Raw genomic sequence first — 13182 nt, forward strand, 5'->3', positions numbered from 1 at the left:
CCACCTAAAAGGCGGGCCCGCTCAAAAGGCACTTCTAGCGGCCGCGGCGCTCGTTCGACGCAGGGGCGGACGCGCGGCGGGGGCCGCTGCGGGCGGGACGGCCCGAGCCGCCGTTGCCTGAACTGCCGCTGCCGGAACCGTAGGAGCCTCCCGAGGTTCCGCCGGTGTTGGAGGACCAGACTGCCTTGCTTCCGCCGGTTGCGCCGGAGCGCTGGCCGGAGGCACCCGCTGCGGCGCGCTGGCCGGTTGCGGGGCGTCCGCTGCGCTGGCCACCGCCCGAGGCAGGGCGTCCGCCGGTGGGGCGTCCGGTGCCGCCACGGGGAGCGTCACTGCGGGTGATTCGCGAATCGCTGCGGCCCTCGGCTGCACGCCCGTCCGATCCGCGGCCGGCCGATGAGCGGCCACCTGCTGCGGGAACGTCGTTGCGGTGGGTCGAAGCGGTGCCGCGGCCGCGGGCGTTGCGGCGGGCAGCGGCTGCTGCCACTGCGCGGTCCTCGTTCTGCTCGGCATTGCGGTCGAACGCGGCACGGGCTTCCGTGCGGCCCTCGAAGGCGACAGCCCGGCGCTCGGCGCGGGTGGCGTCGCTGCGGGCGGGTTCGGCCGAAACCTTGCCGCGTCCACCACGTCCGCCACGCCCACCGGTGGTGGGAGCAGCCTGGCGGCGTGCACGCTTGCGCTCCGCGTTGGCGCCGGTGGAGGTGCCGCCGCCCTGCTTGGGTGCCTTGGCTGCCAGCAGCGCGGCACGGGTGCGGGGGTCGACCTTCTCCGCAAGATCGCCAACCAGTTCAGCCACGATGGGTGAGCTGGCCGTGACGCGCTCAAAGCTGACGTCCACGCCGGCGGCCTTCATCAGCTTCTTCACGTCGGCCTGCTGCTCGGGCAGGGTCAGCGTGACCACGGTGCCGTCGGAACCGGCACGCGCGGTGCGGCCTGAACGGTGCAGGTATGCCTTGTGCTCGGTGGGCGGGTCCACGTGGATGACCAGTTCGACGTCGTCGACGTGCACACCGCGGGCGGCGACGTCGGTGGCCACCAGGACGCGGACGTCACCGTTGGAGAACTCGGCCAGGTTGCGGTCACGCGCATTCTGGGAGAGGTTGCCGTGCAGGTCCACGGCGGGGATCCCGGCGTCGGTCAGGGTCTTGGCCAGCTTGCGGGCGTGGTGCTTGGTCCGCATGAACAGGACGCGGCGGCCGGCGCCGGAGGCGAGCTCCACGATCAGCTGCTTCTTGACGGTCTGGTCGTTGACCACCAGCACGTGGTGCTCCATGGTGGTCACCGCTGCCTGCGGATCGTCCACGGAGTGGGTGAGCGGGTTGGACAGGTAGCGCTGGACGATCTTGTCCACGCCGTTGTCCAGGGTGGCGGAGAAGAGCAGGCGCTGGCCCTGGCTGGGGGTCATGTCCATGAGCTTCTTGACCACCGGCAGGAAGCCGAGGTCGGCCATGTGGTCGGCCTCGTCCAGGACGGTGATCTCCACCGCTTCAAGGGTCAGGATGCGCTGGCGGATCAGGTCCTCCAGGCGGCCGGGGCAGGCGATGACGATGTCGACGCCGGCGCGCAGCGCCTTTTCCTGCCGGGCCTGGGAGATGCCGCCGTAGATCACGGTGGTGTTTAGGCCGGCGGCCTTGGCCAGCGGCTCGATGGTGGCGTTGATCTGGGTTGCCAGTTCACGGGTGGGTGCCAGGACCAGGCCCATGGGGCGTCCGGGCTTGCGGAAGTACTTGGCTTCCCGCTCAGCGAGTCTTGCTACAAGCGGGATAGCGAAAGCAATGGTTTTACCGGATCCGGTCCGGCCCCGGCCCAGGACGTCACGGCCGGACAGCGTGTCCGGAAGCGTCTTCACCTGAATGGGGAACGGTTCAACGATTCCCTGGGCGGTAAGGGTGTCTGCAAGGGCCTTGGGAGTACCGAGGGCAGCAAAAGTAGTCATGTAGTTTTTTACGGTCTTTCTGGCGGTATCCAGGCGGATATCGGCCCCCGATGCCGGTTGGACCAGGGGTTTCGCCGAAGAAAAGTCAGGTGATCAACCGGGCGCTGTAAATAAGGACAGCCGGTCGGGACCAAATGGAACGCGTTCATCGACGCAGGATGTGCCTCTCACATGAAGAAAGCCCACTCCCTGGAAAGGAACCTCCAGATCCGGAGCAGGCGGCATCACTGCACATCAAGTTCCCCCAGTCTATCATCCCCGCGCCGGGAACCCGTCGTCGGCGTTGCCTTCGGGGGCACGGCGGGGCAGTGTTGAGGCATGAGCGAGCACCAGGACACCCAGCACGAAGGGCACGCGCACGACGGCGGCACGTCGCCGGAAGGGGGCGGCGGCGGCAGTGACGCGGCTTCCGCCTGGGACGAGAGGTATCGCAGCAAAGCAAGGCTGTGGAGCGGGAAGCCGAACCCGCAGCTGGTCCGGGAGGCCGGTGGCCTGCGGCCCGGGAAGGCACTGGAACTGGGATGCGGCGAGGGCGCCGACGCCATCTGGCTGGCTCAGCAAGGCTGGTCCGTGACCGCGGTCGACGTCTCCGCCGTTGCCCTGGAACGGGCCCGCTCCCACGAACTGGCCGAACTGGCGCGGGAAAGCGTGCACGCCTCGAACGGCAATATGGAAAGCCGGATCACGTGGCAGCTGGCGGACCTGACGCAGTGGCAGGCGGAAGATTCCTATGACCTGGTGACGTCGCAGTTCCTGCATTCCCAGGAGCTGGACTGGCGGATCCCGCTGCGCACCGCGGCCTCGGCCGTCAAACCGGGCGGAACGCTGCTGGTGGTGGGCCACCACCCGGACCGGCTGCCGCCGTGGGGTCCGGGGCACCACCATGAAGGCATGTTCTACACCGGGAACCAGCTGGTGCGGGAACTGGGACTGGATCAGCCCGGATGGCAGCTGGAGGTCCTCACCAGCCGGGAGCGCCCAGTGACCGGGCCGGAAGGGCAGGAGGCCACCATCGCCGACGTCATCGTGCGCGCCACCCGCCTTTCCTAGCCGCCCACGCGCCCCCCGGCGGTGACGCGCGGTGCCACCAGGACCGCGGCGACCCCGATGGCGGCGGTGAAGGCGAAGACCCCTGCGAAGGACTGGACCGGCGTCGTGAATGCCGCGAACACAATCCCGGTGGTGGCCAGGGACAGCGCGCCGCCCAGCGAGTCTGAGATGGACATGGCGGAGCTGTTGAAGCCTTCGTTCTCCTTAGTGGACAGGGCCAGGGTCATCACGCTCAGGCGGGGGTAGAGCAGGCCCATGCCGCCCCCTGCCAGCACCCAGCCTGCGATGGCGGTGGCGGGCGGCCAGTGCAGCGCGGTGGTGGCCAGGGCCAGGGTTATTGCGGCCAGGACCATGAGCGAACCGGACTGGACGGCGCGGCGGTGCGGCAGCCGTGTGCCCATCCGGCCCTGCACAGCGGCGGCCCCCGCCCATGCCAGCGCGCCGCCGGTGAGGGTCAGGCCGGCCAGTGTGGGCGGGAACGAATACTGGTCGATCAGGAGATACGGAAGGTAGACCTCGGCGCCGAAGAACGAGGCCGATGCAAGCCCCCGGGCAAGGATGACGCTGGGCAGGCCGCGGCGGGCGGCGAGGGTGCCGGAGGGCACCAAAGGGCGCACAGCCACCAGGGCAAGGACGACGGCGGCGAGCGCCAGGAGTGCCGTGGCTGCCGGGAAGCCGGGGATGCTGGCGTCCGCGGAGAGATTGAGCCCCAGCACGGCGAGCGCGGCCAGTGCCGCCCATCCCAGCCGGCCCAGGGCCCACGGCTGTGCGGTTTCGTCGGGTTGGCCCGTCCCGGCCGGCCGCCCCTCCGCGTCGGGTCCGTCCAGTCCGCGCAGCACGGGCACGATCATCGCGAGCGCCGGAATGACCAGGCCCACCACCCCCAGGAACACCCAGTGCCAGCTGAAGACCTGCGCCACCACACCTGCGGCGAAGGGTCCCACCAGGGACGGGACCACCCAGGCGGCCGAAAACGCAGCGAAGATCCGAGGGTGGAGGGGGCCCGGGAAGAACCGCGCCACCAGCACGTACAGCGCGACCGTGAGGGCGCCGCCGCCCAGCCCCTGCACCAGGCGCCCCGCCACGAGCATGGGCATGGACGCCGAGCTGCCCGCGATGAGCAGGCCCAGCACGAACAGCGCCACCGAGGCATACAGCGGCGCGGCCGGCCCTCGGCGGTCTGACCAGTTTCCGGCTCCCACCATGCCGATCACGCCCGTGGCCATGGGCCCCGCAAAGGCCAGCGCGTAGAGGCTTCCGCCGTTCAACTCCCGGCTGACCAGGGGCATGATGGTGGTCACGGCAAGGGATTCGAAGGCGGCCAGGAACACCAGGGCGCAGGTTCCCACGGTCACCCAAAGGTATGGTGGCCGGAAGATCCCGGCGGCGTCGCGGGTTCCCGGGAGCGTGGAGTCCTGCACACCGGTTCCTACTCCACGAACCGGTTCCGGCCGGACCGGTAGCCAAAGACCGCCGCGAGCAGGCCCACCACCATGAACAGGACCCCGGCGGGAACGAAGGACCCCGTTGCCTGGTGGAGCTGGCCCACCATGAGGGTGCCCGTGGAGCCAACTCCGTAGCCCACACCCTGCATCATGCCGGAGAGGTGGGCGGCGGTGTGCCCGTCACGGGTGCGGAGCATGATCAGGGTCAATGCGGCGGCGGTGAGGCTTCCCTGCCCCAGTCCCAGCAGGCCGGCCCACACCCAGATGAGGTTGAGCGGGCCGAGGATGCTCAGCACGAATCCCCCGCCGGTCATCAGTGCCACCACCGTGTTGATGGCGCGCTGGTCGCGGAACCTCGCAGCAAGGGCCGGCGCGAACAGGGAGCCCAGCATCTGCAGCACGATACACACGGCAACGATCAGCCCTGCGGTGGCCCCGTCCACGCCCCTTTCGCGGAGGATCGGCGCCAGCCAGGCGAAGCCACTGAAGGACATCATGGCCTGCAGCACCATGAAAATAGTGACCTGCCAGGCGACCGGTGAGCGCCACACATTCACGCCGTCCTTGACGGCCTGGTGCCGGACACTTCCCTGCCGCACGGCAACGGGAAGGAACAACAAGAGGACGACGGCGGCGGGCAGCGCCCAGACCCACAGCGCCTTGGTCCACTCCCCCGTCGCCGTGTAGACCGGGTAGGTGAAGCCGGCCCCGAGGGCGGCTGATGCGCAGATCGCGGTGGTGTAGAGGCCGCCCATGAGCCCCAGCCGGTGCGGGAAGTCGCGCTTCACCAGCCCGGGGAGGAGCACGTTGCACAGGGCGATTGCCGCCCCGCAGGCTGCCGTTCCAACGAGGAGGGCCGGCAGGTGGCCCGAACCGCCGGCGGCTGCCCCGGTGTCCACCGGCCGCAGCAGCAGTCCAGCGGTCAGCAGTGCCATGGCGCCCAGCAGCACACGCTCCGCGCCGAACCGCCGGGCCAGGACCGGGGCGACGGGTGCGAACACGCCCAGCAGTGTCACGGGAACCGTGGTCAGCACCACCACGGACCAGCCGGGCAGCCCGGCCTGCGATGTCACTTCCGGCAGGACGGCGGAGAGGCTGGAAAAGACGCTGCGCAGGTTCAGGCCGATCAGGACCAGGCACACACCCAGATATGCCAGGGCGCGCCGGCTGCCCACGCGGGTGGGTTCAGCAGGCGGCAGCTCATCAATTTCTGCATCCACCAGGGTGCTGAGGTCCACCAGGCTGCTGCCCGTCCTGGTCCGGTCATGGGCTTCCCCGGAGTCAGCCCTTCGCTGCTGCATCCCCGGTTCGGCATTCGTTGCGTCGGTCATCCGCCCATTCTTGCAGGCGGGCACCGGCGTGGAGTTTTCCACATACGGACGTGCGCACCTTCCGGCGCTCCAGGCAGATTCGTAGGTTGTTACCAGCCGCGGCCACGTACCTGGCCGCACCTAGCAACGGGAGCACCATGGAAACGACACCGCAGCCGGGATCACGCCCCGCCCCGCCCGAGAGCCGGACGCTGAAGGGTGGACCACTGGAGGGCACGGAGTTGGAGGGCACGGAGTTGGAGGGCACAGCGTCGGAAAGCGCAAGGCTGGAGGGCACGGAGTTGGAGGGCACAGCGTCGGAAAGTGCAGGGCTGGAGGGCGCATCGCCGGAGAACGCACCGGCGGACGGGACGGGGCCGCCTCCCTTCCACGGCGGCCCTGGTCAGCCGCCGGGAGCGCCCGGTCATAAAGCGACGAACAGCCTGGTCCTGGCGATCCTTGCCCCGGTCAGCATGCTCCTGACGGGACCGTTCGCCGGGCTGGCCATGCTCCTGACCTATTCGGACAACGGCTACTCCCGCACTCCCTGGGTAGCTCCCTTCGTGCTGCTCAGCCTGCCTCTCCTCTTCGCCTTCCTCGGTCTCCGGCTGGCACTCCCGGCACTGAAACAGTTGCCACGGGGATCAGGAAGCCGGTCCGTGGCGGCAGTTGCCCTCTGCATCTGCGGCGTGGTCTTCGCCCTGGCACTCGGTCCCGCACTCGACCTCATAGGCGTGTTCTGAGCATCGGAGTGCTCCGGGCACAGGCGTATCCAGGGCGTTCCGATCGTCCATCGTCGCCGCGGCGCTATTCTGGAAGGGATGAGCGAATCCCCTGAAAACCCCCAGCAGCCGCATGTCCCCAGGCCCGTGACGCCCGGCACCCAGGCCTCCTTCGGCACGTACGGCGGCCGCCCCGTCAGTTTCGTGCGCCGCGGCACCAGGCTTCAGGGGCGCCGGCAGGCCGCCTGGGCCGAGCACGCCGAGCGGTGGGCAGTCAACGTGCCACGGCATGTAGCCAACACTTCCGTCCACCCCGACTACACCTTTGACGCAGCCACAGAATTCGGCCGTGAAGCCCCGCTCATCGTCGAGATCGGATCCGGACTCGGCGACGCCATCTGCCATGCGGCGGAACAGAACCCGGACACCAATTTCCTGGCCGTGGAGGTCTACACGCCGGGGCTGGCCAACACGATTATCAAGATCAACAGCAGGGGCTTGAACAACGTCCGCGTGGTGGAAGCAAACGCACCCGAGGTCCTGGCCACCATGCTGCCCGAAGGCTCGGTCAGCGAACTGTGGGTCTTCTTCCCGGACCCCTGGCACAAGTCGCGGCACCATAAGCGCCGCCTCATCCAGCCCGAGTTCGCCGGGCTTGCGGCACGGGCGCTGAAGCCGGGAGGCCTGTTCCGGATCGCCACCGACTGGTCAAACTACGCTGTCCACGTCCGGGACGTCATGGCGGGTTCGGGAGACTTCGAAAACCTGCACACCGGCGAGCGCCGCGGCCCCGAAAGCCCCCTGACGCAGGTGTGGCAGTCCGGCGTCGAATCGGTAGTCGGCGGGGCGCCGGTACGTGAGGGGCGCGCCCCGGTCAGCACGGAACACACCGGGCCCAACGAGGGCGTGGACGAAACAGGCGGCTGGGCTCCCCGCTTCGAGGGCAGGATCCGGACCAGCTTCGAGGCAAAGGCCCACGAGGCCGGGCGGCTGATCTTCGATCTCTGCTACCGGCGCCGCTGACGCCCGGGGACGCCCCTAGCCGACGTTGATGGCGGCCACGATCTCCTTGAGCATGGCCAGGCGCGGTTCCGCTTCCGGGTTCAGGTAGGGCCAGACGACCACGACACCGATGAACCGGCCGCTTTCCCACACGCCCACTGTGGCCGCCACCTTGGCGGGGCCGCCGTCGTCGTCATATCCCACCACCACGGCGTAGGCCGCCTTGCCGGGCAGGTTCAACTCGCCCTCCGCCAGGAGGGTGCCGCCGCGGTCCTCAAGGTAGAAGTCAGCCATCAGGTGCGCCCAGCCGTTGGCCTGCGGCGCATCCTGCACGGAGGTGTCATCCTTGATGACGGTGACCAGGACGCCGCCCAGCAGGCCGTACTGTTCGCTGTTGGGCCCGGCCGTGGAATCCTCCAGGACCTGGGTGTGCTCGGGAAAATCTGCGGTGAAGCCCAGCGGGGATTCGATGTGCACTGACATTGGTTTCAGAGCCTCTCGAGCTTGGTGTCGTTGGGGACTTTATAGTACGTGGACACATTGGTGGTGGCCTGGTTCTCGGTCTTGACGTCCACTTCACCCACCTTGACGTCGAACCCGGCCTCGTTGGTGGCCGTCACGACGGAGTTCACCTGCACGGTGGCGGAGCCGGCCTCGTACAGCCGGGCGGCATCTCGGGCGGCACCCGCATCATTCCCCAGGGCCACGTTGCGCAGGTAGCTGTCGATGACCGGGCGGTTCTCGGGCGAGTAATCGACATCGATCCTGACGCTGCCCTGGGTACCGGCCGTCACGGTGGAATCGAACTTCGCAGCCTCGGTCTTCACACCGGACGTGACGCCCTGGGCCACGGTCCCGTCCATGGAGACGGACACGGAATCGATGTTGTTGTCCTTGTCCATGTTGACCTGCAGGCCGCCCTTGCCGGAGGCCTCGAAGACCCGGCCGTCCAGCTTGAGCTGGCCCTGGGCGGAAACCTCCCCGCTGGCTGTGGAAGTACCGTCCGTCAGGTTCCGCTCATACGCAAGATCGAGCTTCGCCCCGCCGGACGCCGTGCCGGACTCGCCGCTGGCATCGAGCGAGAACGTGCCCTTGGCCTTGTCCGTCTGTCCGGTGGAGCCGTTGTCCTTCGCCGCATCATTGATGGTGTCCAGAATGTATCCGGGCGGGTTGCCGGTCACATCCTTGATTTCACCGATGCTGTCCGGCGGAAGGTCGCGGTACATCTGCCCGCGGGCAGCCATGGCTTCCTCCACGCTGCCGAACGTGTACTCGCGGGACACCTCGCCGGTGAGCGTCGCCCCCGCCGTGCCGCTGGCGTCGTTGACGCCCAGGCCCATGTTTCCGTACACCTTCATGGTGGCGGAGCCGTCGGCGTTCTCCACCACTTCGGTCCCCACCTCGGCGCCGCCGTGGACCCAGGCAACCCGGGCTTCGATGGAGGCCTTGCCCGTTTCCGTGTAGACCGGGATGTCTGCTTTGGCCAGGTCCTGCAGGTGCTGTTTTGCCAGCTCCTGCGCGGACGCCGGAATGCCGCCATCCATGCGCATGAGGTCCTCGGCGAACGGGCCATCGCTGCCCTCGCCCTGGATCAGGTACGCCCGGTCGGCATCGGACAGGCCGGCCCACCACTTCGCCTGCTCTTCCGGGCTGGCGTTGAGCATCCGGTCCAGTCCCGTTTCGAGCTCCCGGCGGTGTTCGGCAGCCGCCCTGGCTTCTTCGGCCCTTTCCTTGAACCACTCCTTCGCCTGGGCGGCCATCGAGGTGAGCCGGTCCCAGGTGCTGCTGCCGGAGCCGCCGGTTCCGGCCGTTGACGCTTTTTCCTGCTCGTCGGCATGCTTCATCAGGATTTTCGAGTTTTCCCGCAGGCTTGCCACCACTTTGTCCAGGCTGGGACGGTGGCTGGCACTCCACTCCTGGCGGAACCGTTCACCGTCCCGGCCCTTCCACGGCGCGGACTGGATCTGGCTGTGCAGGGACCCTGTGCGGCTGCTCAACAGTGAGGCTGCCTGGTCCGCGGCCTTGGCCAGCGCCCGCAACTGGCTGATGTCTGCGCCGTAAAAAGTCATGGTTTCCCCCGGAAAAGAGTGCGGTACTTGTCGATCGCTGGTCCTTATGGTTGCACAGGTGCCGGAACCGGGCGATGGGGATCCCTCCCCATCGCCCGGGCGTGCCCGCCCGACTGTTCCGCGCCCCGGCGGCGTGGGACGATTGGCCTTGTAAGAAGGGCACGCACACCGGCGCACTACCGCGCCTGTCCAAAGGAAAGACGATCAAAGAAGAACTGAAGCAGGTCGTTGACAAGGCCGAGGACGTCACCAATTCGCGGGTCCTCGAGTTCCTGGCCCGGACCGGGTTCGCGGCCAGCGGCATCCTGCACCTGCTGGTGGGTGCCATCGCCATCCGCCTGTCCATGGGCGGCACCGGGCACGCCGATTTCAGCGGCGCCGTGGCTGAGCTCGCCACCATGCCTGTGGGGCCGTTCCTGCTGTGGGGAAGCTTTGCCGCCTGCGCAGCCTTGTCACTCTGGCAGGCCGGTGACGCGATCTTCGACTTCAACCACCAGGCCACCAAGAAAAAGGTCAAGAACAAAGCCAAGGCCGCGCTGCAGGCAATCGTGTATGCGGTGCTGGCGCTGACTCTCTGGCATTTCGCCACGGGTACGGGCACCGGCGATGACAACCGCAAGGCCACCAGCGACTTCACCATTTCCATGATGGCTGCCCCCGGCGGCGTGGCACTGCTGGTGGTGATCGGCGTGGCAGTCGCTGTTACGGGGGTGGCCTACGGTATGCGGGGCCCCAAGAGAAGCTTCGAGAAGCAGCTGCGGATGCCTGCCGCCGGCGCGGCCCGGACCGCTGTGCTGTCCCTGGGCATTGCTTACTACCTGGCCAAGGGTCTGGTACTGCTGCTGACGGGGCTGCTCATCGTCATCGCCACCATCAAGGAACACCCGGAGGACTCCACCGGCCTGGACGGCGGCCTGCGTGCACTCCGGGACCAGCCCATGGGCCCCTATCTCCTGGCCGCGGTGGGAGCCGGGCTGGTCTGCTACGGCGCGTATATGATCATGCGCGCCCGGCTGGCGAAAATGACCAAGTAACACCCTGCGGCGTGGTTAGGTGGGGCCATGCCCCAGGTACGCGCTGAACGCCTTATCCGTATCGATCCGGAGACTGCGTTCGCCCTCTCCCAGACCACGGGAGACTTCCGGCTCAAGTGGGACCCCTTTATTTCCGCCCAGGGCTTCCTTGACGGGGCGCGTGCGGCGGGAAAGGGCGTCCGCACCCGGACCAGGTCCCGGCTGGGCCTGGTGATGGTGAGCCAGTACGTCTCCTACGCACCGCCACGGAACGTCGGAATGACCATGGTGGCCGGGCCGTGGTTCTTCACGAACTTTGGCGGTGGCTGGCGGTTCACGGCGGACGACGTCGGCACCCGGGCGGTCTGGAAATACACCTTCTCATGCCGTCCGGCTTTGCTCCGGCCCCTCTTGGAAGGGATCGGCAGCCGGCTGCTGGGCTACGAGATCGAACGCCGGATCGAGGCCTTCGCCCGCGCCTGCGAGGACCCCGCCCTGGTGGCGGAATTCCGGGCACTGGGAATGCCGGTGAAGCAGCCAACCAGGCCAGGAACCCGCAGCCCTAGGGAACGGTGATGACCGCCACGGCCCGCTGGGCGCCGTCGCGCAGTTCAACGCTCGAGATGCTGCCCAGCTGGATGGGCGTCGCCCCGGTGACCTTGACCTTTCCGCTGGGGGTTGCAGTCCAGGCGCAGGCCCGGTCCTCCGTGCCTGCCCGGTCCCGCACCCACAGCGAGAGGGTCCCTTCCGCCGGCAGGCTGCTGCCGCTGACCGCAAGTTCGGTCCCCCAAGTCTTCCGGGCCATGTCGATGTTCACCTGGAGCCCTCCGCCGGACGCCACGGAATAGGTGGCATCCGGCTGCGGCGGCCTGACGAGCAGGGGCCCCACGGCCAGGCCCACAGCCAGGCACGCGGCGGCAACAGCCCCGGCCAAAGCCGCCCACCGCCGTCGTAAGGTCCGACGGCGGTGCGCCAGTTCGTTGAACAGGCGCGCCGGGGTGTTGGCATCAGTTCCCTCGCTGCCGCCGGGCACGGCGCTGCTGCCTGGAATGCCGCTGAGCGCCACTGCGTCAGGAACGGGAAGGGAATCAAGGAGCATGCGCACTTTCTCCAGTACCGCCAGTTCCTTGCGGCAGGCGGCGCAGTCCTGGAGATGCGCCTCGAACAGGGTGAGGTCGGCGGGGTCAAGGCCGCCCAGAACGTAGGCGCCCAGCAGGTGGTGCGGGTTGGTGTTCACCGTTCCACCCCCATTTCGTCCAGGATGGTGCGCAGGGCCCGGAGGGCGTAATAGGCGCGGGACTTGACGGTACCGCTGGGGATGTTGAGCTGGACCGCGGCCTCGTTGACGGTGAACCTGCGGTAATGAAGGGCCACCAGGACGTCCCGGTGTTCCTTGCTCAGCCGCAGCAGCGCTTCCTCCATCAGGACCCGGTTGAGCAGCTCGTCAACGCGGCCCATCACCTCGGCGGGGTCGGTAAGGCTGCTTTCCAGCGCCTCGTGCGGACGGCGCTGGCTCCGGCGGTAGTTGTCGATCATGATGTTCCTGGCTGTGCGGTACAAGTAACTGCGGAAGCTGCCGTTGATTTCCGGGGCATGCTGCCAGACGCGGAGCACGGTTTCCTGGACCACGTCCTCCGCGAGCTGCGGATCCCGGGTGGCGCTGAGCACGAACCGGCGCAGGGCGCTGCCGTGTTCACGGTAGATGGCCTCCACCACGTTGTCGTCGAGCGGCATCCCGCTCCTCCCGTCACTGCCCGTTCCCGCCACTGTCCCGTCCAGACACTGCCCCGCCCAGATCACTGCCCTGCGCACATCGATGCCCTGGGCACATCAATGCCCGCGGGGAACGCCACGGCATCTGCGCTCCCGGCTGTTACCACGACAGGGAACAGGAATCGGTTCAATCGGACAGCGCCACAGCGTACCTGTGAACCATTCTTTACCCGGAGGCGTCGTAGGGGTTAGCGCCCCATGATCCAGAACCGGGCGCCCGGCCGAAGAGGCACCAGCCAAGAAAGTACACAGCCAAGGAGCACACCATGAAACAGCATCTCGGGGCAGGCCTTGCCATCCTGGCCCTGGCGGCAGCCCTCACCGGTTGCGGCAGCAACGCCGACACCACCCCGGCGGCCACGGCCCCGGCCACCACCGGCGCGTCCTCCTCCAGTGCCTCCTCCACGGCACCGTCGGGCTCTGCACACTCATCGAAGGCAAGTGCCGCCGTCGAGCTTAAGACAGCTTCCTCTCCGGACGGCAGCATCGTCGTGGACGCGAAGGGCATGAGCCTCTACTTCTTCACCAAGGACACCAAGGACTCCGGCAGCAGCGCCTGCACCGGTTCCTGCCTGGTCCAGTGGCCGCCGCTGACCACCACGTCGGGATCCCCCACCGCAGAGGGCGTGACCGGGAAGCTGGGCACCATCACCACGCCTGACGGCAAGAAACAGGTGACCTTGAACGGCATGCCTCTTTACTACTTCGCAAAGGACACCAAGCCGGGCGACGTCCTGGGCCAGGGCGTGGGCGGAGTCTGGTACCTGTCCGACCCGTCGGGCGCCACGGTCAAGGCAGCGCCGGCCCAGGGCTACTAGGCAAAGCTCCGCGATCCGGGAGAGCTGCAGGACCTGCCAGGGCCTGC

The 13182-nt window shown here is 68.2% G+C and carries 13 protein-coding genes; 6 read left to right on the plus strand and 7 right to left on the minus strand.

Translation table 11 applies throughout. The annotated features are described in order from the left end of the window. Positions 1-34: 34 nt before the first annotated feature. Positions 35-1933, minus strand: a complete 1899-nt coding sequence (locus NMQ03_RS18865) for a DEAD/DEAH box helicase (RefSeq protein ID WP_255173468.1) — start codon at positions 1931-1933, stop codon at positions 35-37. 318 nt (positions 1934-2251) lie between these two features. Between NMQ03_RS18865 and NMQ03_RS18870 the strand changes: the two genes are divergently transcribed. Beyond that, complete coding sequence (locus NMQ03_RS18870; protein ID WP_255173469.1) at positions 2252-2983, plus strand: cyclopropane-fatty-acyl-phospholipid synthase family protein; 732 nt, start codon at positions 2252-2254, stop codon at positions 2981-2983. Here the strand turns inward: NMQ03_RS18870 and NMQ03_RS18875 are convergent. Both NMQ03_RS18875 and NMQ03_RS18880 read right to left on the minus strand, forming a co-directional pair. Then, entirely contained in the window at positions 2980-4404 is a 1425-nt protein-coding gene (locus tag NMQ03_RS18875) for an MFS transporter (RefSeq protein ID WP_255173470.1), read from the minus strand. The genes NMQ03_RS18870 and NMQ03_RS18875 overlap by 4 nt on opposite strands. An 8-nt stretch (positions 4405-4412) precedes the next feature. Then, on the minus strand, positions 4413-5759 hold the full coding sequence (locus NMQ03_RS18880; protein WP_255173471.1) for an MFS transporter: 1347 nt from the start codon (positions 5757-5759) through the stop codon (positions 4413-4415). 137 nt (positions 5760-5896) lie between these two features. Between NMQ03_RS18880 and NMQ03_RS18885 the strand changes: the two genes are divergently transcribed. Both NMQ03_RS18885 and trmB read left to right on the plus strand, forming a co-directional pair. Then, complete coding sequence (locus tag NMQ03_RS18885; RefSeq protein ID WP_255173472.1) at positions 5897-6481, plus strand: hypothetical protein; 585 nt, start codon at positions 5897-5899, stop codon at positions 6479-6481. A gap of 78 nt (positions 6482-6559) precedes the next feature. Then, positions 6560-7483 carry a tRNA (guanosine(46)-N7)-methyltransferase TrmB gene (trmB, locus tag NMQ03_RS18890; protein ID WP_255173473.1) on the plus strand — a complete coding sequence of 308 codons (924 nt, stop codon included), beginning with the start codon at positions 6560-6562 and terminating at the stop codon, positions 7481-7483. A gap of 15 nt (positions 7484-7498) precedes the next feature. On the opposite strand, the gene NMQ03_RS18895 is transcribed toward trmB, so the two are convergent. Beyond that, positions 7499-7945, minus strand: coding sequence for a hypothetical protein (locus NMQ03_RS18895; RefSeq protein ID WP_255173474.1), 447 nt, complete (start codon positions 7943-7945; stop codon positions 7499-7501). Positions 7946-7950: 5 nt separating this feature from the next. After that, complete coding sequence (locus NMQ03_RS18900; RefSeq protein WP_255173475.1) at positions 7951-9531, minus strand: hypothetical protein; 1581 nt, start codon at positions 9529-9531, stop codon at positions 7951-7953. 215 nt (positions 9532-9746) lie between these two features. On the opposite strand from NMQ03_RS18900, the gene NMQ03_RS18905 reads away from it, so the two are divergent. Continuing rightward, complete coding sequence (locus NMQ03_RS18905; protein WP_255175671.1) at positions 9747-10565, plus strand: DUF1206 domain-containing protein; 819 nt, start codon at positions 9747-9749, stop codon at positions 10563-10565. A 27-nt stretch (positions 10566-10592) separates the two neighbouring features. Next, positions 10593-11120: an SRPBCC family protein gene (locus NMQ03_RS18910; protein ID WP_255173476.1), complete on the plus strand. Its 528-nt coding sequence runs from the start codon at positions 10593-10595 to the stop codon at positions 11118-11120. Here the strand turns inward: NMQ03_RS18910 and NMQ03_RS18915 are convergent. Next, a complete protein-coding gene (locus NMQ03_RS18915; protein WP_255173477.1) occupies positions 11107-11781 on the minus strand; it encodes an anti-sigma factor in 675 nt (224 codons plus the stop codon). The two genes, NMQ03_RS18910 and NMQ03_RS18915, sit on opposite strands and share 14 nt — an antisense overlap. Next, positions 11778-12278, minus strand: coding sequence for a sigma-70 family RNA polymerase sigma factor (locus NMQ03_RS18920; protein WP_255173478.1), 501 nt, complete (start codon positions 12276-12278; stop codon positions 11778-11780). Before NMQ03_RS18920 ends, NMQ03_RS18915 begins: the two co-directional genes overlap by 4 nt. A 305-nt stretch (positions 12279-12583) precedes the next feature. On the opposite strand from NMQ03_RS18920, the gene NMQ03_RS18925 reads away from it, so the two are divergent. Beyond that, complete coding sequence (locus NMQ03_RS18925; RefSeq protein WP_255173479.1) at positions 12584-13135, plus strand: hypothetical protein; 552 nt, start codon at positions 12584-12586, stop codon at positions 13133-13135. Positions 13136-13182 lie beyond the last annotated feature (47 nt).

Source organism: Arthrobacter sp. DNA4 (assembly GCF_024362385.1).
Classification (GTDB): domain Bacteria; phylum Actinomycetota; class Actinomycetes; order Actinomycetales; family Micrococcaceae; genus Arthrobacter.